Source organism: Sphingorhabdus sp. (assembly GCF_044374345.1).
Taxonomy (GTDB): Bacteria; Pseudomonadota; Alphaproteobacteria; order Sphingomonadales; family Sphingomonadaceae; genus Sphingorhabdus_B.
This window is the reverse complement of sequence record NZ_JBILOS010000004.1, coordinates 16,618-37,292: the sequence shown is the minus strand read 5'-3', so window position 1 is coordinate 37,292 and position 20,675 is coordinate 16,618. Positions and strand designations below refer to the sequence as shown.

The following is a 20,675-nucleotide window of genomic DNA, read 5'->3' as shown; positions in this document are numbered from 1 at the left end:
ACGCGTCACCTGCGAATCGCAAAAATGATCAGATCGGCGGCAAGTTAGCCGGCGGGTCGTCATTGGCTGCTTTGGCAGCGGGGTTGGCGTTGGGGGGCGGGGTACTAATGGCAACGACCCCGGCTGCGTTCGGCTTAACCGGTGGTATTGTTGCGGTCGGCAACGGCCCCGGTGCATTAACGGTCACAGCGCCCACCGTTGTAACGGCAACCGCCGGGGATGGTATTAGTGCCGAAAACAATGCACCTGGCACTGACCTGACCATTACCGCCACCGATGTGTCGGGTAGCGATAACGGCATCGAGGCGGTTAACTACGGCACTGGCACATTGTCGGTGACCACGACCGGAACGGTGACTGGCACCGGCTATAATGGGATAAGGGTCCGAAACAGGGGGTTGGGTCTGGACATCAATGCTGTTGATGTCACGGGTGCCAGAGACGGTATCTCCGCCGACAACATTGGCACCGGCGCACTGTCGGTGACCGTGACCGGAACGGTTACCGGCCAAGGCGGCCATGGCATTTACGCCCGTAATGGGGGCTCCGGCCTTACGGTCTCCGCTCAATCGGTTTCAGGCAATAGCACGGGTATCGAGGCAATCAACAATGGCAGCGGTTCGATCTCGGTCACCGCAACCGGGCCAGTTACCGGCACTACCGATATGGGTATATATGCCTTTAACATTAACACCGGGGTGAATCTTGACGTCAGTGCTGCGGATGTGACCGGTGCCACAGATGGTATCGTCGTCACCCATCGTGGCACCGGCGCACTGTCGGTGACCGCGACCGGAACGGTTGCCGGCACAGGCGGTTATGGCGTTTACGCCCACAGTTATTCGGGCACCAACGTGACCATCGCCGCGGCTTCGGTTTCAGGCCGCGTTGGTATCAGTGCCCGCCACAACGGCACTGGTTCGCTCTCGGTGGCCTCCACCGGGCCAGTTGTCGGCACCGCCGGTCGAGGCATATACGCCTTCAACGGGAGTTACGCGACGAATCTGGATGTCAATGTTGCGGCTGTCACGGGTGCCACAGATGGTATCTTCGCCCGCAACTATGGCCGTGGCGTACTGTCGGTAACGTCCTCTGGAACGGTTACCGGAACAAGCGGCAATGGCATCGACACCCGCAACTCTTCTTCTGGCACCGGTCTTACGGTCTCGACTGCATCGGTGTCGGGCGCCGCAGACGGTATCTACGCAAACAACCTTGGCACCGGCGCATTGTCGGTGACCGCCACCGACGCGGTTACCGGCACAGGCGGTTATGGTGTCGCTGCCCTTAACTCGGGCACCGGCCTTTCAGTCTTTACTGCATCGGTGTCGGGCAATAGTGCGGGTATTTATGCACTCAACAATGGCAGCGGTTCGCTCTCGGTGACCGCCACCGGAACGGTTACCGGCAGAGGCGGAGATGGTATCTATGCCCGCAACTCGGGCACGAGCCTTACGATCACGGCTGCATCGGTCTCGGGTGGTGCCAATGGCATTAATGCGCAAAACAGTGGGTCAGGTGCGCTTTTGATAACATCGACGGGCAACGTGACCGGAACCACCAACGGCATAAGGGCCCGCAATTATTCTGCGGGTACCAGCCTGACCATCGCCGCGGCTGCGGTTTCAGGCGGCACGGGTATCGATGCCGGCAACTATGGCAGGGGTTCGCTTTCGGTAACCGCAACGGGGCCAGTTGCCGGCACCACTATGGGCGGCATATTCACCATGAATGATAGCACCGGAGAGAATCTGGACATCACTGTCGGTGACGTCACGGGTGCCACATACGGTATCGACGCAAACAACCGTGGTACCGGCGCATTGTCGGTGACCGCGACCGGAACGGTTACTGGTACAAGCGGTGATGGTGTTTTTGCCGCTAACATTGGTACCGATCTTACGATCTCCACTGCATCGGTGTCGGGCGATAGCAGAGGCATTTATGCCAGAAACGTTGGCACGGGCACCTTATCGGTCACAACGTCAGGTGCGATTAGCGGTGGGACCGGCGCAGCTATCCAGACGAGCTCAAATACTGGTAGTGCAGTCGCGATTACCCTGCTTTCGACGTCCAGTGTCCGTTCCACATCTGGTGCGGCTATCGTCGACGGCAGGGGTAACGCGGTTGTCACGATCAACAGTGGCGCTGTCGTTAATGGAAGCATTTCATTGGGCGCGGGCAATGACACCCTCAACATCGCGGCTGGCGCGTCACTGGCGGGCGTGACTGCGCTTGACGGTGGTTCCGGTTCCTTCGTGGATACACTCAATCTCAATGCTGGTGTGGCTGGCGCGATAAGTGATTGGGAAATCATGAATGTGAACGCCAGCGGTGGCAATTTTGCCATCAGCGGCGCGATCTCCGGCGCAGGCACGCTGACCAAGACCGGCGCAGGTGCCGTGACTCTGGCTGGCATCAATAGCTTTACAGGCGGCACGACCATTTCGTCGGGTAGCCTGATTGGTAACACGCAAAGCTTTGGCACTGGCAATATCGTCAACAACGCGTCGCTTGTGTTTGATCAGGCAACCGACGCAAGCTTTACCGGTGTGATATCGGGTACAGGTTCGCTGACCAAGACCGGCGCAGGCGCGGTGACGCTGGCTGGCGTTAACAGCTTGACGGGCGGCACGACCATTTCGCAGGGCACCCTGATTGGTAATACGCAAAGCTTTGGTACTGGCAATATCGTCAACAACGCATCTTTGGTGCTTAATCAGACAAGCGACTCAAGCTTTGGGCTGGTGATCTCGGGTACAGGTTCGCTGACCAAGACTGGCGCGGGTTCGTTGACCTTGACTGGCAACAACAGCTTCAGTGGCGGTACGACCATTTCGCAGGGCAGGCTGATTGGTAATACGCAAACCCTTGGCACTGGCAATATCGTCAACAACGCATCGCTTGTGTTTGATCAAGGCACTGCGGGCAGTTTTGGCGGCGGGATATCGGGTACAGGTTCGCTGACCAAGACCGGTAGCGGTACGCTCACCCTGACGGGCGTTAGCAGCTTCAGTGGCGGGACGACCATCTCGTCAGGCACCCTGATCGGTAGCAGCCAGAGCCTTGGTCGCGGCCCTATCGTCAACAACACATCGCTTGTGCTGAACCAGACCATTGCGGGCACGCTTTCCGGCGCAATCTCGGGCACAGGTTCGCTGACCAAGACCGGCGCAGGCGCGGTAACGCTGGCTGGCATCAACAGCTTCAGTGGCGGGACAACGATCTCGTCGGGTAGTCTGATTGGCAGCAGCCGAAGCTTCGGCACTGGCGCTATCGTCAACAACGCATCTTTGGTGATTGATGAGGCAACCGATACAAGCTTTGGGTCGCTGATCTCGGGTACAGGTTCGCTGACCAAGATTGGTGCAGGTGCGGTAAGGCTGACTGGGGCGAACAGCTTCAGTGGTGGCACGACCATTTCGGCAGGTAGCCTGATCGGTAACACGCAAAGCTTTGGCACAGGTAATATCGTCAACAACGCATCGCTTGTGTTTGATCAAGGCACTGCGGGCAGCTTTGGGACGCAGATATCAGGCACAGGTACGCTGACCAAGACCGGCGCAGGTGCGGTAACGCTTGCTGGCATCAACAGCTTCAGTGGCGGCACCACCATCACGTCGGGCACCCTGATTGGTAGCACGCAAAGCTTTGGTACTGGCAATATCGTCAACAACGCATCTTTGGTTTTTGATCAGACAAGCGACGCAAGCTTTGCCGGTGCAATCTCGGGCACAGGTTCACTGACCAAGACCGGCGCTGGCACGTTGACCCTGACGGGCGTTAACAGCTTCACGGGTACAACAACCGTAACGGGGGGCCGTCTCAATCTAGCGGGGTCGTTGGCAATATCTACGCTGACGCTGCAAAACGGATCGTCATTAGGCGCAAGCGGCACTGTTGGGTCGCTGGCAAGATCTACAACGACGCTGCATAGCGGATCGTCATTGGGTGGAAATGGTACTGTTGGGTCTTTGATCACACATTCGGGTTCGACGGTATCACCGGGTAACTCGATTGGTACGCTTGCCGTGAATGGGAACCTGACATTGGCGGCAGGTTCGCTGCTGGTGATCGAAGTATCGCCGTCGGGTGCAGATATGGTGACGGTCACGGGAACCGCAAATCTTGCAGGCAACCTGACCGTTACGCCATCTGCTGGTCAATATAGCTTCTTCCAGCGCTTTACTTTGGTGTCTGCGAACACGCTCACCGGGACGTTTGCAAACAGTAGCTTGGGTGATTTTGGTCCGAAGTTCCGGCCAAAGCTGATGTACGATGCGACTTCGGTTGTACTGCGGCTTGATCCCAACTCTCTTGTGGATGTCAGTGGCGGAACGTTGCGCGGCAACGCGCTGGCCTTTGCCACCGCTTTTGATACCGCCGTTTTGGCCGGTTATAATCCGGAGCGGTTTGTGAACCTGTATACGCAAGGTGCGGACCTGGCGGGGGCACTTGGCCAGTTCACAGGCGAGCGGTACAGCGCCGAACGTCAAGCGGCGATGCAGGGCACGCATGTGGTGCGCGATGCAGCATTTGCGGCACTGAACGATGATATCGTTCATGCAGCGGACACGGCGTCTGAATCCAAATATGACGGCGATACGTTGACCAGGGTCTGGATGCGTGCCGCAGGGACCTGGAACACCGTTAAAGGCGACGACACAGGCAGCCGGTACAAAACCGATCAAACGGGTCTTTTGGCCGGCATTGATGTCAGCACTGGCGGCTTCAAACTTGGCGGCATGGTCAGCCAGAGCAATACCGATGTAAATCTCTATTCTTTCGGGCAATCGGACATCGAAAGCTTGGGCGCTACGGTCTATGCAGGGTATAGGCGCGATACATCGGGCTTTGCTGTCGGCTTTGGTGCTGGCTTTGCAAGCAACAATGCTTTGGGCAACCGTGCGATTACGGTACCAACCTTTGCGCAGGCACTGGTCGGCAAAACAAAAAGCACATCGCTGCAATATTTTGCCGAAGCATCTTATGATTTTGCAGGCTCTGCCAATACGCGCATTGAACCCTTTGCGCGGATTGCACGGGTGGAGTTGGACAGCAAAGCCTTTGCTGAAACAGGTGGCAGCGCCGCGTTGCATGGCGACAAGCAAAGCAACAGCCTGACGATGACCGGGGCTGGTGTCCGCGGTGCGCATGCAAGTGCCAATATGACGTTGAACGCGTCTATTGGCTGGCAACGGACCAGCGGCGATCTGTCAGCGCCGACCAATTTGAGGCTCTCGTTGATCGACACGCCATATGAAGTGCACAGCGCAGCGTTTGATCGCAACGCCGTGACTTTGGACACGCAAGCAAGCTTCCGCTTGTCGTCACATATGATGTTCGGTATTGGATACAACGCAATAGCGGGCAAAAACAGCCGCAGTCATGGTGCGCGTGCAACAATAAGGTATGCATTTTGACAGATAGCAACCCGAAGGTTGAACCCCCTGCTGCGGCGCAGGAAGACGTAACCACGTTCAGCCAGTCGGATGGTCTTGTCCGGCATCTGGCTGCGCAACGCGCCGCTTTGATGTTCTCGTCCTATCAATCAGGGCTGTTGTATATGCTCGGGCACACCACCACGGGCGGCGGGCATTTGCACCAGTCTGCGATGGACAAGCCGATGGGGATTTGGGTGGAGGATGAAAATGCCTTCACCTTGTCCGCTGGCTATCAAATCATGCGGTTCAAAAACGGGTTGGAGCCTGAGCAACGGGTCAATGTTCAGTTTGATGCCTGCTATGTCGCCCGTGAAACGCATTTTACCGGTGAGCTGGATGCGCATGACATTGGCATTGGCCGCGATGGGCAGCCCATCTTTGTCAATACGCGCTATAACTGCTTGGCAACGACCGATCCGCGGCACAGCTTTCGGGAACTGTGGCGGCCATCTTTTATCTCGGCCTTGGTCGACGAAGATCGCTGCCACTTGAACGGACTGGCGATGGATGATGGCGAGCCTGCCTATGTGACTGCTGTGAGCCGTTCGGACACCATCGATGGCTGGCGCGACCGGCGGCATGATGGCGGTGTGATCATCGATGTGCGCAAGAACAAGGTCATTTGTGAAGGGCTTTCCATGCCGCACTCCCCGCGGCTGCACAATGGGGAGCTATGGGTGCTCAACTCTGGCACGGGCGAGCTTGGCGTTGTGGAAGGCGCAGCGAAGGGCAAGGGCACGTTCGTGCCACGGGTGTTCTGCCCCGGCTTTGCCCGCGGTCTCACCATCCGCAACGGCTTTGCCTATATCGGCCTGTCCAAACCGCGCTACAAACGCTTTGAAGGGCTGGCCCTCGATCAGAAGTTGAAAGACGCCGACAGCGAACCATGGTGCGGCATCCAGATCATTGATCTGGCCAAAGGGACCTGCGCCGAATGGTTCCGCATCGATGGCGCGGTCAAAGAGATCTTTGACGTCGCGGTCATCACCGGCCATGCATGCCCCATGTCCATCGGACCCAACGCACCCGAAATCATCAAGTTCGTCACCCACGCGGGTTAGACGTCAGTCGTTGCCTACCGCCAGCCGGTGGAGACCAAATCAGATTTGCGTCGCTGTTCCCGCAACGGCGTAAAGCGTCACCAAAATTCCGGCTATCAGCCCGCCCGAACGATAGCTGCCCGTGCGTTGCCACGTGAATGTCGCGATGATGGCGATGGCAATCAGCACGGGCACGAACTGGATCGCGATGACGGTGCTGAGCGGATCAAATGCGGTAATCAACGAACCGGTCATGAACAGCAGGCCGTAAATGACGCTCAACAACAGTATGAAGCCCGTCGTGAGTGTGCATATTGCCGCCAGATAACGACGCCCGGCGCTGTCGCTGCGAACGGTGGCATTGGCCAGTGATTTCGTTGTTATCAGAAAGGCGAGGGTAATCGGCACAACGTAGATCGCGGCAATGCCCCATTGGCTGGCGCTTGGCAACTTGACCGCTACTACCCAAAGCCGGAAATCGGTCATGAACAGTATATCGACGAGCAAGAGCGCGGCATAGCCAGCCGCGACGGTCGCCAGAGCCAACAAAATGGATTTAAACCAGTTGGATGGATGCGTGGCAATGCGGCGTCCCATCATGCGACCGATCAAAAGGCTCACGCCGGCGCTGGTCACAGCCCAAAGTGTAATCTGCGTCGTCACCGCTTGTGGAAGCCATTGCGATGCCGGAAGAAGAAGATAGGCGGCGATGAACGTCGGAAAGAATAACAGAGCAGGAAGCACGGTGCTGAACGCGAAGCCTTTCCACCACGCGCCATCGCGTTCTGCCGCGGCAGGGACCGCTGTGCCTTTCACCGACGCGAATAGGGGCAATCGGACAAGCGCATCAAACGCGCCGAGCATGATCATCACAAAACCGACAAGGCCGATGCCCGTGCCAAATTCTTTCCAATACCAAATTTGATCGCTTGCCGGCCTGGGCGTGCCACCGGTTAGCGTGGTGCCAAACCAATCAATCGCGTGCCCAATGGCCGCCGTGGATGCATGGTCGCCCGGATGGGTTGTTGCCGGCTGATAAAGCTTGCGCGCGGTCCCGTCCGCAACGCTGCCATATAAACGGTTTTCGACAACAGGCGCTTGCGTGCCAAACAATGTTTGCAGCTTGCTGCTTGTCGCCACATCCTGCGCACGGGAAACGCCCCACATCAAGTTCGAAAACTCGTCATAGCGGCTGAAAACCACCGCGGCATTGCGTGGCCAATTGGGCGATCCTTCCAGAGCGAAAGGCGCGCCCGTTGATGACCCCTCCAGAACCATTGACGTATAAGCGTTGGGCATGGCCGCGGCCGCAGCAAGCACTGTCCAGCCGCCCATGCTGTGTCCTTCCAGCCCTATTTGATCAACATCGACCATCGGCAAGGAACGCAAATATTTCAAACCATCCGGGCCGCCAAAGCCATTTGAGAATGCAGGCCCCTGACTGTAGCCATGCCCGGTCTGATCAAGGGACAAAACCACATAGCCCCGGCGGGCAAATTCAATCGCAAAACCGTCCTGCGTCTCGCGGGAGTTAATGTAACCGTGGACGGCAAGAATGCCCGGCGCTGGTGTCGCTGGCGTGGCATTTTTGGGGACGTAGAGCAAAGCGCTCATGACTGTCCCATTGGTACCTTTAAACCGTACATCGCGCACGATTGTGCCATCTGTCGTTCGGACGCTTTGGGCGAGAACCGCCCCTGCCAGAACGATAGCCAATCCAATCAGGATCAACCACCAACGCGGTTTTGTGCTTATGGCACCAGCCATATTTTCATCTGTGACTGACACTCGCAATACCCCCCGCCCGAACGTGCTTTTTCAGACTGTATGTCGACGCTGTTTGCGATGCAAATGTTCGCGATGCGCTGGCGCGGCAACATGGTTTAGACCCCGCAAGAACCCGGGCGTCCTTATTTCCCGACTTCGCAAAAGGTAAAATGATACAAAAAAGCCCGCCGCTGCACAGGGCAGGGCGGGCTTAATGTGTATTCAGGAAAAAGACTCTTACTTGTCTTCTTCTTCCTTCATTGCATTATCAGCGGCATCCGCGGTTGCATCGGCGGCTTCGCCTGCTGCGTCTGCAGTGGCGTCGGCTGCGCCTTCAGCGGCGGTCATGGCATTTTCTGCGCCAGCTTCAACAGCTTCGCCCGTTGCTTCGGCTGCTTCTGCGGTTTCTTCAGCTGCCTTTTCGCCAGCTTCGCCGCATGCAGCGAGCGAAATTGTGAACGCGAGAGCGGCAACAGTTGCGACAACTTTCTTCATATTGGTTCTCCTCAGTCCCATGCATTACGAGTGGGTAGTAAGGCGTAACGGATGAAGGCCGTCATACGCAACTATTTTTCCGTGCCCCGCGAAATGCCCCATTGGCGCGCGACGGTGTAACCAAGATAGCCTGTACCAAATAGCGCATATAATGGCTCTGGCAGGCCGTTGAGATAGGCATTCATGCCCGCCGCGATGTTGGCGGCGGTTTCGGGCTGGATGGCGGAAATCACCCCCATCGGAATAGCCCACAGCAGCATGGCATACATGACGTATAAAAAGCTTGGCCGCGCTCTGCTTGTCCATGGGTCCGCCGATTGCGCTTCGGCCAAGATACCCGACAGCTGTGTCCTTATATTCTCAAGCTCCTGACTGCCCTGCAGTTTCAACAGTTCAAGCTTGGCGGTATCGCGCGCCTTCGGATCGGGAATGATTTTGTCGATGATGCTGGCAATTGGCCCAATTAATCCGTCAACAAATGCCATAATGAAATCCTTTTTGATTTATCCAATACGGTTCGATAGCCAGCCATACAGAAAAGCTTCCTGCGATGGCCGCGCCTCCGCCAGCCGGACATAATGGGCACCCTGCAGCGCATCCATTGCCTTCAGCAGAACATTTTCTGCAGCCCGTCCACGTGTGTCGAAAAAGGCAGACAGCGCCGACAAAGTTGCCGCACCCATTTTGCGATCCACCGCAATATCCGCATAGTCGCGCCCATTCCGGTTCAATGCGTTCAACGCGCGTTGCAGAAAGCCGGTGGCCGTTCCGGTGCCCATATTGACGCCGGTATCAAACAATTCTGCCGCCAAATTTGGCGCAATTGCTGCGACATCGGCAAAGCCGGGGGCATGCCAATATATGCGTTTGTACATGGCTGCTGCTTCGGTCCGGGGAAGCTGGCTCATCTTGTCATGATAGCCGTGCTGACGCGCCACCGCCTCGGTAATGCCCCAGCGGGTCGGGCCGCCTCTGTCCGCCGGATGATTTACATAGTCGCCTTCACGGGCAATCAGGTCATCAATCAGCTCGTCAATATGTTTCATTGTCGTCGAGTCCTCACTTTCGCAACAATGATAACCAATATGGTTATTTGTAGGAAAGTGAAAAACACAAAGCCGCAGCGCTGGCGCGTTGCGGCTTATTTGATGCAAATTTTCTTGGGAAAATTGGTCGGGACGACAGGATTCGAACCTGCGACCCCCACACCCCCAGTGTGATGCGCTACCAGGCTGCGCTACGTCCCGACCGCCAAAGACCTCACCGAGGCCAGTGGAAGCGCGCCTATATGGCGCTGGTTTCCTAAAAGCAAGCGCGGTTTGGACGCTTTGACGTTGCGTCAGCTGGGTGCAGGTGATAATCGCGCCCGATTGTTCAGGACCGCGCCTGCATTGGGCGCCTTTTTTAAAATGTGAGGTTTCCGATGGAGTTTGTTATCTTGAGCGCTGCAGCTGGTGGCGCGGGTGGTTCGGCATTTTTTGTGCAGCTGTTCCCACTGCTTTTGATCTTCGTCGTTTTCTACATGTTTCTCATTCGCCCGCAGCAAAAGCGCGCCAAGGAGCATGAGGCGAAAATCAACGCGGTGCAGAAGAATGATGACGTCATCACTGGAGGTGGCTTGATGGGCAAGGTGACGAAAGTTGCTGATGACTATGTCGAAGTCGAAATCGCGTCAAATGTGCGGGTAAAGGTGGTTAAGTCCACCATCGCCAATGTCCAGCCGCGCGGCGCCAAAGCGGCTAACGATTAATCGCCGGGGTTGAACAGAAGTTCTGTCGACCCCAAATTCCGTTTTTCCAGTTCGTTCGGACCCAGCTTATGCTTGATTTCCCCCGTTGGCGCGTATGGATGCTCAACACCCTGATTATTTTGGGTGTGCTTTTTGCTATTCCAAGCTTGCTGCCTACCCACATCAGGGCGCAGCTCGCGCAATTTGTGCCGACGCCGACCATCAACCTTGGTCTCGACCTTGCGGGCGGTAGCCACATTCTGCTTGAGGCGGACACCGCGCAACTTGCCGAAACACGGTTGGAAGCTTTGGAAGATAGCGTCAGAACGGCAATGCGCCGCGCCGATCCGCGGATTGCGATTTCGGATGTGTCGCGCGCCAACGGGCAATTGAGTTTTACGGTCGACAGCCCCGCACAAATCGACGCAGCCCGTGAAGCTTTGCTGCCGCTGACCAGCAATGCGACCGGCGGCCGCGACTGGAACATTGGCGTGAATGACGGCAACCGCATGATCCTGACACCAGCGGGCGCAGGCGACGAAACGGCACTCGATCAAGCGATGGATACAGCGAAGGATGTTATCGATCGCCGCATTAACGCGTTAGGTACGCTTGAGCCTACGATCATCCGTCAGGGTGAAAATCGAATCGTCGTTCAGGTCCCCGGATTGGATGATCCCGAGGCGCTGAAGGCCTTGATTGGTAAGACGGCGAAGCTTGAATTCAAACTTGTCGACGAACAAGCCGACCCTGACCAGACCGCACAAGGCAAGGCCCGCGTTGGCAGCCAGGTTCTGCCCTATCCCGATAACCCCTCCGGTCTGCCGTACATTGCCGTGCGCCGGTTGGGCGGCATTTCCGGCGACAAGCTGGTGAAGGCTGATCCGACATTTGACCCGCAGACAAATGAGCCTGCGGTCACCATTCAGTTCGATAGCGAAGGCGGGCAGAAATTTGCTCGTATGACGCAGCAGAATGTTAACAAGCTGTTCGCCATCATATTGGACGGACAGGTGATTTCGGCACCACAAATTCGCGAACCCATTTTTGGCGGTGTCTCCCAAATTTCTGGAAGCTTCACGACCGAAAGTGCGAACGCGCTTTCCATCTCGCTGCGGTCCGGCGCATTGCCTGTTGACCTGAAGATTGTCGAGGAACGCTCGGTTGGCCCGGATTTGGGTGCAGACTCCATTCGCCGCGGCATTTTGGCTGCGGTTATCGGCACCACTGCAATTCTGGTGCTGATGTTCCTCGTATATGGCCGGTTCGGCATGTATGCCAATGTCGCGTTGCTCATCAACGTCGCGATGATCCTTGGCGTCATGGCATTTGCCAATGCAACGCTGACCCTGCCGGGCATCGCCGGCTTCGTTCTGACCATTGGTGCGGCGGTTGACGCAAACGTGCTGATTAACGAACGTATTCGCGAAGAATTGAAACGTGGCCGCCGTGTCGTGCAGGCGATTGAATTTGGCTATAAAGAAGCCAGTCGCGCCATTTTTGACGCGAACAGCACCAACGTCATTGCGGCGGTATTGCTGTTCATCTTTGGCTCCGGACCCATTCGCGGTTTCGCAGTGGTATTGATGATCGGGATCGTCACATCGGTTTTCACCGCGGTTACCATCACGCGCATGTGGGTCTCACGCTGGGTGAAGCGCACGCGTCCCCATGACCTGACGATTTGAGGATATAGACATGAAACTGCTCAAACTCGTTCCTGACGATACCAATATCGATTTTCTGAAATGGCGCAGCTGGGCCTTTGGCATCAGCCTGTTGCTCATGGTCGCGTCGGTTGGTTTGGTGGCCACAAAGGGCCTGAACTTTGGTGTCGATTTTATCGGCGGCCAAATGATCCGCGCGACATTTACGCAAAGCGCCGCCGCACCGGTCACTGAATTGCGTGAGACCGTAGCACAGCTCGGCTATGGCGATCCGACCATTCAGCGTTTTGGTGCGGAAAATCAGGTTTCGATCCGCATGAAATTGCCGGAAGGCGCAGACAAGAATCCTGAGCTTGCCAATGCCATGGCGACCAAGATCACCGAAACCTTGAAAGCGGGCCACCCCGACGTCCGTATTGACGGCGTGGATTCGGTGTCCGGTAAGGTGTCGGAGGAATTGTTCAGCAAAGGTATCCTCGCGCTGCTTGCAGCTATGGCTGGCGTATCGATTTATATCTGGTTCCGGTTTGAATGGCAGTTCGGCGTGGGCGCCATCTGGTCGCTTGTCCACGACGTAACGCTCACCTTCGGCCTGTTCGCGCTGACGGGTTGGGAATTCGACCTGAACATCATCGCGGCACTGCTGACGATCATCGGTTATTCGTTGAACGATACCGTGGTTGTCTATGACCGTATTCGCGAAAATCTGATGAAGTTCCGCAAGATGGAAATGGCGTCCCTGTTGAACCTTTCGGTGAACGAAACATTGTCGCGCACGGTCATGACCAGCGTGTCGATCTCGCTGCCGTTGATCATTCTGGTGCTGTTCGGTCCAGATGTTATCTTCGGGTTCAGCGCCGCGATGGCGTTTGGTATTGTCGTTGGAACATATTCGTCGATTTATCAGGCTGCGCCAATCCTCATCTGGCTGAAGGTTGGTTCGCACAGCTTTGTGCCGACCGAAGAAGCCGGTTCAAAGGCCGAGCGCATCATCGAAGGTTTTGAATCTTAAACCTGACGTCCGTGAAATTCGGCTAACGCGCAGGCATTCTTTTTTAGGAGAATGCCTGCGCGTTCGCGGTGATATCCGCACCAAACGCGCTACAGCTTGCGCACGAGCCGTACGGCTTTCGCAATCCACGCCGGGTCTGCGACGACTTGCTGCCGTGCTCCCGCCTCAAGCGGCAGCAGGTGCAGCTTGCCTGCCTCGCGGCCCAGCAGTCGGCCAAAGAGGAAACGGCCACCGGGGCGTGGAACCAAAACGTCCAGATTGAGCGCCGATCCAAAAGCGTCAGGCTGAATTTGCTCAAGCCATAATTCGTCACCACGGCGATATTCGCCCGTTGCCGCGGCAATACGCAGGCCGACCATCGTCCCGCCCACATTTGGCACCATGATGCGCTCTTCCTTGGTCGGCGCATGTGTGCCGTCCTCGCTTAAGATGGCTGCTACAGGCAAATATTGCTGGTCGGGCAGGGCCACCAAATCGCTCGATTCAACGCCCAAGGCGTCTGCAATGCGGTTAATCCATATCAGCGACAGCACCCGCGTACCCGTCTCCAACCGTCCAATGGTCTGCGCCGTCGTTGCGGGTTTGCAGCGTTCCGCCACATCGGCGAGCGTCATCCCCTTGGCCCTGCGCACATCACGAATTCGGCTTTGCATAAAATACTCCATCACCAGATAGGTTTTTCTTTCCTACAATATTTACCACATGGCAAGGGTGATTCGCTGATTAAGCGGAGAATAGATATGCCCTCAAAGTCCCATGCAAAACGTAACCTGCCTGATCCACGGCTATTGGCCGAGCGGGGCTTGCGCGAAAGCGGGCCGGTGCCGCGAAATACGAAAGCCCGCCGCACGGTGACCGTGAATCTCGCGGAATCACCGCTTTCGTGGTTGCATGCGCGTGGCCACTTGTCGGACCGGCAGATGTTGGCCGGGGAAACCTTGCGCCGCGATTATGAATCGGCTGCGCTTGGTCCGCATGTCACCATGTCGTGGGAAAATATTCCGATCGGCCGCCAAAAACGCGCCGCGCCATCTGGCTTAAACCGGAACGAGCGGATGATGAGCGCAAAGGCGCGTTTCGACAACGCCTTGTTCGCGCTTGGCCCTGACTTGTCGGACATTGCGTGGCGGGTTATCTGCGTGGGCGAAAGCATGCCTTCGGCAGAACGTGAGATGTCATGGCCGGTGCGGTCCGGAAAGCTCGTGTTGAAAATTGCGCTCGACCGGCTTGTGACCTTCTACCGGATAGCGGGTTAGGTCGCGGCTTCCTCAACCATCATGGCCAACTCTAACCAACGCTCCTCCGCCGCGTCCTTTTCGGCGCGCAGCTTTTCGGTCTTGGCCGTCAGTTCGGCAAATCGCGCCGGGTTTTTTGTGTAGAGGGTGGGTTCACCCATTTCCTTTTCGGCGGCTGCAACCTCGGCATCGATCTCGGCAATGCGGCTGGGCAGCAGATCATAATCGCGCTGGTCTTTGTAGGTCAGCTTAACCCGTTTGGCCGGCGCGGTGTCGCTGCTTACGTCTGGCCGCGGGGCGGGTTTGTCTGCCTTTTTCGCTGCGGGTTTGTCGCGCTTGTCCCGCTTGGCTTCCCAATCGGCATAACCGCCGGCAATGATGTCGACATGCCCTGATCCATCAAGGCCAAGGGTGAGCGTCACCGTTCGGTCAAGGAAATCACGGTCGTGGCTGACGATCAGCACTGTGCCGTCATAATCGGCAATGACTTCCTGCAGCAGATCCAACGTTTCAAGGTCGAGGTCATTTGTGGGTTCGTCCAGCACCAGCAAATTGGCCTCACGCGCGAATTCGCGCGCCAGCAAAATGCGCGATTGTTCGCCACCCGATAGCGAGCCGATCCGCGCCTCAATCAATGCCGGGTCAAACAGAAACTCTTTCAGATAACCCTGAACATGTTTGCGCACGCCGCGCACATCAATCCAGTCGCTGCCATCGGCGAGTACATCGCGCACGCGCTTTTCGGGGGTCAGCAATTTGCGCTGCTGATCGATGACGATACCGGTCAACGTTGGCGATAGCGTGATACTGCCGCTGTCGGGTTGTGTTTCACCGGTCAGGATACGGATTAAGGTTGTTTTGCCGGTGCCGTTTGCGCCGACGATGCCGATGCGGTCGCCGCGCTGGATACGTAGCGTGAAATCCTTGATAATCGTCCGGTCGCCAAAGCTTTTGCCGATGCCTTCTGCGCTGATAACGGTCTTGGTTTTGCTATCGTCGCTTGAGGCGGCAAGTTTGGCGGTGCCTTGCGGGCCGATCATTGCGGCGCGTGCGGCCCGCATTTCCCACAGCTTCGCGAGCCGTCCCTGATTGCGCTTACGCCGCGCAGTGACGCCGCGCTCAAGCCAATGTGCTTCGATCTTCAGCTTGGCATCAAGCCGGTCCGCATTGCGCGCATCTTCGGCATAGACCCGCTCGGTCCACGCATCATAACCGCCAAAGCCAATCTCATTGCGGCGCAACAGGCCACGGTCCAACCAGAATGTCTGCCGCGTCAGACGCGTTAAAAACGTCCGGTCATGGCTGATAACCATGAAGGCGCCGCGATAGCGCGTCAGCCAATCCTCCAGCCATTCAATCGCGGCGAGGTCCAAATGGTTGGTCGGCTCGTCAAGCAACAGCAAATCGGGTTCGCTGGCCAATGCGCGGCAAATCGCAGCGCGCCGTTTCTCACCGCCGCTTGCGGTTTTGGCTTCGCGGTCCAGGTTAATGCCCAACTGGTCCGCAATGGCGCGCACCGCATATTCGGGCGGGCCTTTTTCGCCATGAATGGCAAAATCGACGAGCCGATCGAACGATGTCACGTCTGGGTCTTGTTCCAGCATGACGATATTTGTGCCGGGAACGACAACGCGATTGCCTTTGTCCGCCTCGACCGAGCCCGCGACCAATTTCATCAACGTTGTTTTGCCCGCGCCATTGCGGCCAATCAGCGCGAGCCTGTCGCGTGCGCCAATAAACAGGTCGATATCCTGAAACAGCCAGCCGCCACCTTGCTGTAGCGCGAGATTTTCGAATGCGAAGATTGGGGGTTGAGACATATGCGCTGGCGGATAGGGGGTCGCAACGGGAATGACAATGTCGATGTTGACGATTAGCGGCGCTTCCAGCACAGACGTCATATGCGCAATATTTATCTCAACGGGGCATATGTTCCCGAAACCGATGGCAAAGTCTCCGTGTTTGACCGGGGCTTTTTGTTCTCTGACTCTGTCTACGAAGTTGTCTCGGTACTGGGCGGCAAGCTCGTGGATTTTGACGGCCATGTGCAGCGACTGGCCCGCTCGCTTGGCGAACTGGGCATTAAAGGCGCGCCTGATGCGGCGTCATGGCTCACGATTTGCCGCGAACTTGTCGCGCGCAATGCTGTCGAGGAAGGCATGATCTATTGGCAAGTCACGCGCGGTGCGCCGACTGATCGCGATTTTGTCTTCCCGCCGGAAGGGACAGCGCCGACCGTTCTGGCCTTTAGCCAAAGCCGGTCATTGGCGGACACGCCATTGGCCAAGCGCGGCATTCGTGTCGTGACCTTGCCCGATCTGCGCTGGGGCAGGGCCGATATCAAAACCACGCAATTGCTCTACGCGTCGCTGATGAAAAACGAGGCGATTGCCCGCGGGGTTGATGACGCGTGGATGGAACGTGGCGGCGTCGTGACTGAGGGGACCGCGCAAAACGCACATATCATTACGCATGATGGCATGCTGGTGACGCACCCGCTGAACCGCGACATCCTGCATGGCATTACCCGTGCCGCGGTTTTGCCATTGGTTGCGCAAACAATCGAAGAGCGGGCGTTTTCGGTCGCAGAGGCGGAACAGGCGGCGGAAGCATTTGTTTCGTCGGCATCAGGCTTTGTGATGCCGGTGGTGGAAATCAACGGCAAAACCATCGGTGATGGAACGCCCGGTTCGGCAACCGTTCAGCTTCGCCAAGCCTATATCGATTGGGCACGCCAAACCGCCATATAAGTGGGTGGCATCATATAGGAGCATCTTATGCGTATAATGATTTTTGCCGCGTTGCTCGCAACCACAGGGTTGGCGTCGGGCGAAGCGATGGCCACACAGGTCAATATAACTGCCGCCAACCCCGTCATTGATCTGACAATCACCGAATCTGTAGACACAAAGCCAGATATCGCCACCTTTTCAACCGGCGTCCAAACTATGGCACCAACGGCGACCGAGGCGGTTCGGGCGAATAATGTGCAAATGGCTTCTGTTGTCGCGCGGTTGAAGAAATTGGGCATTGCCGAACGCGATATTCAAACCACGCAGATTAGCCTCAATCAGCAATTTGACTATCGCGATGGGCAGCAAATTTTCAAAGGCTATCAGGCTTCGAACATGGTGACGTCGAAACTGCGCGACTTGAAGAAACTGGGCGCGTTTCTGGATGCGCTTGCGGTCGATGGGGCGACAAGCTTCAATGGTCCGACATTCAGCATTGATGATGACAGTGCGTTTCGTGCCGCTGCCCGTGACAAGGTTTGGACAACGGCGATGAACCGCGCAAAAGACCTTGCAAGAAAGGCTGGCTACAATGATGTCCGCGTCTTGCGCGTTGAAGAAACCGACAGCCAAGGCGGTGGCTATCCACGGCCCATGGTCTTGCGCGCGATGGATGCATCTGAAAAGTCGACACCGATTGCGCCGGGCGAGCTAAGCGTCGCGGCAAGCATGTCATTCACCTTTGAAATGGTGAAATAATCTTATCGGGCCGGTTGTGATGATCGGCCCCATTCATTTTACGTTCAATGCCATGGGGGTAGTGCGCAGGAATGTTGAACCGAACTTCAATTTTCGCAGGGCTTTCGGCCATTGCGTTGCTGACGGCCTTTCCCGCCGATGCGCGGCGCGGTGAACAGGATGATGCACGTCAGGATATGGCGGCTGGAAAGGTGAAATCGCTGCGCGAGATCGAGGCAAGCGTCGTGCCACGTATGCGCGGGATGCAATATCTGGGTCCTGAATATGATCCCAGCGCGCAAGTCTACCGGCTGAAGTTCATCAACCGCGACAGGGTGATATTTGTCGACGTAGATGCCCGAACAGGTAACGTTTTACGCCAACGCGGATAGGATTTTGTGGCTGCACTTGAATCTGCTAGCCCGATACCGACATAAATTTTGACACTATAAGGGGACAGCATGCGCATCTTGATCGTCGAAGACGAACCCACATTGGGCAAGCAATTAAAGTCCACCCTTGAAGGTGCTGGCTACGCAGTTGATTTGTCCACCGACGGCGAAGATGGCCATTATATGGGCTCGACCGAAAATTACGATGCGGTCATTCTTGACCTTGGTCTGCCTGAAATTGACGGCCTCACGGTTCTCGATCGCTGGCGCAAGGAAGGCCGGAAATTCCCCGTTCTGGTTCTGACGGCGCGTGACAGCTGGTCCGACAAGGTGGCTGGTCTGGACGCGGGTGCCGATGATTATCTGGCCAAGCCATTCCAGACCGAAGAGCTGATTGCGCGCCTTCGGGCGCTTATCCGCCGCGCATCGGGCAATGCTTCATCCGAGCTTACCGTTGGCGAGGTTCGCCTTGATACACGCTCGGGCCGGGTCACGCTGGGCGGCGAGCCCGTGAAATTGACCGCGCAGGAATATAAATTGCTGTCGTACCTGATGCACCACAAAGGCAAGGTTGTGTCGCGGACCGAGTTGATCGAGCATATCTATGATCAGGATTTTGACCGCGATTCCAACACCATTGAAGTGTTCGTAACGCGCATCCGCAAAAAGCTTGGCCAAGATGTGATTTCGACGATCCGTGGCCTTGGCTATAGCCTTGAGGAACCGGTCAGCTGAACCCGCCGGTCGCCATGAAAACGGCCAATCAAGCACCGACGTGGCGAAGCCAGTTTCAGAGTACGGGTTCGCTGACCCGCCGAATGATTCTGACCGCTGCGGCGTGGATTACGATATTGCTGATCGGCGGCGGCGCGGCGCTTGACCGAGTGTTGGTCAATTCGGTCGAGCAGAATTTCGACAATCAGCTGGAATATGTTCTGACCGCGATGATTGCTTCGGCGGAAATCGGTCCCGATGGTGAAATCCGGATGAACCGCCCGTTGGGCGATCAGCGCTTTCTGGAACCCAATAGCGGTCTGTATTGGCAAATCACCGGGAAGGGCGCGATGCCGTTTCCATCTCGGTCATTGTGGGACCGCGCATTGAGCGCGCCGGCCAATCATAACGACCAAGCCGTTCATTTCCGGAACAGCAACGAATTTGCCGACGAACCGCTGCGCATTGCTGAACGCGCGATCAAGCTGCCCGATTCCGACATCGCGTGGACCTTCATGGTTGCGCAAAGCCGTGACAGCCTTGATCGGCAAATTATCGAGCTACGGTCCGTTCTGGTAACGAGTTTTCTTTTGCTCGGTCTTGGCCTCATTATCTTGGCTGCGCTCCAGACATTTTATGGCCTTTGGCCGCTGCGTGCGGTGCGCAAAGCGATTGCGCAGATGCGCAGTGGCCGCGAAAGCCGGGTTACCGACGCTTTGCCGGACGAAGTCATGCCTATGGTCAATGAACTGAACGCCTTGCTGGACCATAATGAGCAGCAAGCCGAAGAATCGCGGCGTCATGCCGGGAATTTGGCGCATGCGCTCAAAACGCCGCTCACGGTCATCATGAACAGCGCCACCGCGCAATCCCCCGACCTCGCCGACACCATCATTCGCGAAGCCACGACGATGCGGCGTCAGGTCGACCACCATCTCGCGCGTGCGCGTGCTGTGGGACGGCGCGGGCATAGCCATAGCCGCGCGCAAATATGGGACAGCCTTGAGTCCGTCGAACGCGCCGTAAGCCGCCTATATGCGCACGTCCGGCTCGACATGGCGGGTGACAAGGAAATTTCCGCGCGTGTTGAACGGCAGGATCTCGATGAAATGCTCGGCAACTTGATCGAAAATGCAGCGAAATATGGTGGCGGCAGCGTGTTTGTTACGGTCGAAGACGCAGGCGATTTTGTCGAAATGCTTATTGAGGACGATGGTAAAGGCATACCCGAAGCCGAGCGTGAGCGTCTGTTCGACCGCGGCGCGCGTCTAGACACCGGTAAGCCGGGCACGGGACTTGGCTTGGCGATTGTTCGCGATGTTGTCGAAATTTACGGCGGAACGGTCCGGCTCGAAGAAAGTGAAGATTTGGGCGGGTTGCTCGTGCGCCTTAGGCTGCCCAAAGCGACCAGCTAATCAGCTGGCGTCGCGGATCTGCTGATGGTGGCGGATGACTTCATCGATGATGAAGCGCAGGAATTTTTCGGTAAAATCGGGGTCAAGTTTCGCGTCGCGGGCCAGTTGCCGAAGCCGTTCAATCTGCCGTTCTTCGCGGGCGGGATCGGCGGGTGGCAGCGCAGACTTTGCCTTAAACTCGCCCACCGCCTGCGTTATTTTAAACCGCTCGGCCAGCATGAATACAAGCGCGGCATCGATATTGTCGATGCTTTCACGAAAACGGGTGAGGGTTTCTTGATCGTCCATGACTGCA

17 protein-coding genes, 1 tRNA gene and 1 pseudogene are annotated in these 20,675 nt (G+C 56.8%); 11 read left to right on the top strand and 8 right to left on the bottom strand.

All coding sequences use genetic code 11. The features are described from left to right. Positions 1-107: 107 nt before the first annotated feature. On the top strand, positions 108-5,423 hold the full coding sequence (locus ACIQ5B_RS00965) for a beta strand repeat-containing protein (protein ID WP_397597373.1): 5,316 nt from the start codon (positions 108-110) through the stop codon (positions 5,421-5,423). Continuing rightward, positions 5,420-6,505, top strand: coding sequence for a TIGR03032 family protein (locus ACIQ5B_RS00960; RefSeq protein ID WP_397597372.1), 1,086 nt, complete (start codon positions 5,420-5,422; stop codon positions 6,503-6,505). The genes ACIQ5B_RS00965 and ACIQ5B_RS00960 overlap by 4 nt, the downstream gene beginning before the upstream one ends. Positions 6,506-7,705: 1,200 nt before the next feature. Here ACIQ5B_RS00960 and ACIQ5B_RS00955 read toward each other — a convergent pair. The 5 genes and pseudogenes from ACIQ5B_RS00955 to ACIQ5B_RS00935 form a co-directional block, all read right to left on the bottom strand. Beyond that, positions 7,706-8,251 (bottom strand): annotated as a pseudogene (locus tag ACIQ5B_RS00955) (alpha/beta hydrolase family protein); the annotation flags it as partial. A gap of 237 nt (positions 8,252-8,488) precedes the next feature. After that, complete coding sequence (locus ACIQ5B_RS00950; protein WP_397597371.1) at positions 8,489-8,746, bottom strand: hypothetical protein; 258 nt, start codon at positions 8,744-8,746, stop codon at positions 8,489-8,491. 71 nt (positions 8,747-8,817) lie between these two features. Continuing rightward, positions 8,818-9,231, bottom strand: coding sequence for a holin family protein (locus tag ACIQ5B_RS00945; RefSeq protein ID WP_397597370.1), 414 nt, complete (start codon positions 9,229-9,231; stop codon positions 8,818-8,820). 18 nt (positions 9,232-9,249) lie between these two features. Next, positions 9,250-9,792, bottom strand: coding sequence for a glycoside hydrolase family 108 protein (locus ACIQ5B_RS00940; protein WP_397597369.1), 543 nt, complete (start codon positions 9,790-9,792; stop codon positions 9,250-9,252). A 124-nt stretch (positions 9,793-9,916) separates the two neighbouring features. Continuing rightward, a tRNA-Pro gene (locus ACIQ5B_RS00935) sits at positions 9,917-9,993 on the bottom strand. 176 nt (positions 9,994-10,169) lie between these two features. Between ACIQ5B_RS00935 and yajC the strand changes: the two genes are divergently transcribed. From yajC to secF, 3 genes are all read left to right on the top strand, one after another. Then, complete coding sequence (gene yajC, locus ACIQ5B_RS00930; protein ID WP_397597368.1) at positions 10,170-10,496, top strand: preprotein translocase subunit YajC; 327 nt, start codon at positions 10,170-10,172, stop codon at positions 10,494-10,496. 68 nt (positions 10,497-10,564) lie between these two features. Beyond that, complete coding sequence (gene secD / locus ACIQ5B_RS00925; protein ID WP_397597367.1) at positions 10,565-12,163, top strand: protein translocase subunit SecD; 1,599 nt, start codon at positions 10,565-10,567, stop codon at positions 12,161-12,163. A gap of 10 nt (positions 12,164-12,173) precedes the next feature. Beyond that, positions 12,174-13,154: a protein translocase subunit SecF gene (gene secF, locus ACIQ5B_RS00920; protein WP_397597366.1), complete on the top strand. Its 981-nt coding sequence runs from the start codon at positions 12,174-12,176 to the stop codon at positions 13,152-13,154. 89 nt (positions 13,155-13,243) lie between these two features. Here the strand turns inward: secF and ACIQ5B_RS00915 are convergent, their stop codons facing one another. Then, the gene (locus ACIQ5B_RS00915) at positions 13,244-13,807 is read right to left on the bottom strand and encodes a helix-turn-helix domain-containing protein (RefSeq protein ID WP_395628480.1); all 564 of its coding nucleotides are present in this window, start codon (positions 13,805-13,807) and stop codon (positions 13,244-13,246) included. Between the two features lie 87 nt (positions 13,808-13,894). Here ACIQ5B_RS00915 and ACIQ5B_RS00910 point away from each other — a divergent pair, with 87 nt between their 5' ends. Continuing rightward, a complete protein-coding gene (locus ACIQ5B_RS00910) occupies positions 13,895-14,410 on the top strand; it encodes a DUF6456 domain-containing protein (protein ID WP_397597365.1) in 516 nt (171 codons plus the stop codon). On the opposite strand, the gene ACIQ5B_RS00905 is transcribed toward ACIQ5B_RS00910, so the two are convergent. After that, a complete protein-coding gene (locus ACIQ5B_RS00905) occupies positions 14,407-16,209 on the bottom strand; it encodes an ABC-F family ATP-binding cassette domain-containing protein (RefSeq protein WP_397597384.1) in 1,803 nt (600 codons plus the stop codon). The two genes, ACIQ5B_RS00910 and ACIQ5B_RS00905, sit on opposite strands and share 4 nt — an antisense overlap. An 81-nt stretch (positions 16,210-16,290) precedes the next feature. Between ACIQ5B_RS00905 and ACIQ5B_RS00900 the strand changes: the two genes are divergently transcribed. From ACIQ5B_RS00900 to ACIQ5B_RS00880, 5 genes are all read left to right on the top strand, one after another. After that, entirely contained in the window at positions 16,291-17,139 is an 849-nt protein-coding gene (locus ACIQ5B_RS00900) for a D-amino-acid transaminase (protein WP_397597364.1), read from the top strand. A 27-nt stretch (positions 17,140-17,166) separates the two neighbouring features. Beyond that, positions 17,167-17,880: an SIMPL domain-containing protein gene (locus ACIQ5B_RS00895; RefSeq protein ID WP_397597363.1), complete on the top strand. Its 714-nt coding sequence runs from the start codon at positions 17,167-17,169 to the stop codon at positions 17,878-17,880. A gap of 71 nt (positions 17,881-17,951) precedes the next feature. Further along, positions 17,952-18,251, top strand: a complete 300-nt coding sequence (locus ACIQ5B_RS00890) for a hypothetical protein (protein WP_397597362.1) — start codon at positions 17,952-17,954, stop codon at positions 18,249-18,251. 69 nt (positions 18,252-18,320) lie between these two features. Continuing rightward, a complete protein-coding gene (locus tag ACIQ5B_RS00885; RefSeq protein ID WP_183941419.1) occupies positions 18,321-18,986 on the top strand; it encodes a response regulator transcription factor in 666 nt (221 codons plus the stop codon). A gap of 14 nt (positions 18,987-19,000) precedes the next feature. Beyond that, positions 19,001-20,380, top strand: coding sequence for an ATP-binding protein (locus ACIQ5B_RS00880; RefSeq protein WP_397597361.1), 1,380 nt, complete (start codon positions 19,001-19,003; stop codon positions 20,378-20,380). On the opposite strand, the gene ACIQ5B_RS00875 is transcribed toward ACIQ5B_RS00880, so the two are convergent. After that, a complete protein-coding gene (locus ACIQ5B_RS00875; RefSeq protein ID WP_183941418.1) occupies positions 20,381-20,668 on the bottom strand; it encodes a chorismate mutase in 288 nt (95 codons plus the stop codon). Positions 20,669-20,675: the final 7 nt, after the last annotated feature.

Excerpts from the sequence above, each read along its gene's own strand:
- ACIQ5B_RS00950 (WP_397597371.1), bottom strand. The coding sequence starts at position 8,746 with ATGAAGAAAGTTGTCGCAACTGTTGCCGCTCTCGCGTTCACAATTTCG.
- ACIQ5B_RS00890 (WP_397597362.1), top strand. The coding sequence starts at position 17,952 with ATGTTGAACCGAACTTCAATTTTCGCAGGGCTTTCGGCCATTGCGTTG.
- ACIQ5B_RS00915 (WP_395628480.1), bottom strand. The coding sequence starts at position 13,807 with ATGCAAAGCCGAATTCGTGATGTGCGCAGGGCCAAGGGGATGACGCTC.
- ACIQ5B_RS00900 (WP_397597364.1), top strand. The coding sequence starts at position 16,291 with ATGCGCAATATTTATCTCAACGGGGCATATGTTCCCGAAACCGATGGC.
- ACIQ5B_RS00895 (WP_397597363.1), top strand. The coding sequence starts at position 17,167 with ATGCGTATAATGATTTTTGCCGCGTTGCTCGCAACCACAGGGTTGGCG.
- ACIQ5B_RS00880 (WP_397597361.1), top strand. The coding sequence starts at position 19,001 with ATGAAAACGGCCAATCAAGCACCGACGTGGCGAAGCCAGTTTCAGAGT.
- secF (WP_397597366.1), top strand. The coding sequence starts at position 12,174 with ATGAAACTGCTCAAACTCGTTCCTGACGATACCAATATCGATTTTCTG.
- secD (WP_397597367.1), top strand. The coding sequence starts at position 10,565 with ATGCTTGATTTCCCCCGTTGGCGCGTATGGATGCTCAACACCCTGATT.
- ACIQ5B_RS00965 (WP_397597373.1), top strand. The coding sequence starts at position 108 with ATGGCAACGACCCCGGCTGCGTTCGGCTTAACCGGTGGTATTGTTGCG.
- ACIQ5B_RS00940 (WP_397597369.1), bottom strand. The coding sequence starts at position 9,792 with ATGAAACATATTGACGAGCTGATTGATGACCTGATTGCCCGTGAAGGC.
- ACIQ5B_RS00945 (WP_397597370.1), bottom strand. The coding sequence starts at position 9,231 with ATGGCATTTGTTGACGGATTAATTGGGCCAATTGCCAGCATCATCGAC.
- ACIQ5B_RS00905 (WP_397597384.1), bottom strand. The coding sequence starts at position 16,209 with ATGTCTCAACCCCCAATCTTCGCATTCGAAAATCTCGCGCTACAGCAA.
- ACIQ5B_RS00885 (WP_183941419.1), top strand. The coding sequence starts at position 18,321 with ATGCGCATCTTGATCGTCGAAGACGAACCCACATTGGGCAAGCAATTA.
- ACIQ5B_RS00910 (WP_397597365.1), top strand. The coding sequence starts at position 13,895 with ATGCCCTCAAAGTCCCATGCAAAACGTAACCTGCCTGATCCACGGCTA.
- ACIQ5B_RS00875 (WP_183941418.1), bottom strand. The coding sequence starts at position 20,668 with ATGGACGATCAAGAAACCCTCACCCGTTTTCGTGAAAGCATCGACAAT.
- yajC (WP_397597368.1), top strand. The coding sequence starts at position 10,170 with ATGGAGTTTGTTATCTTGAGCGCTGCAGCTGGTGGCGCGGGTGGTTCG.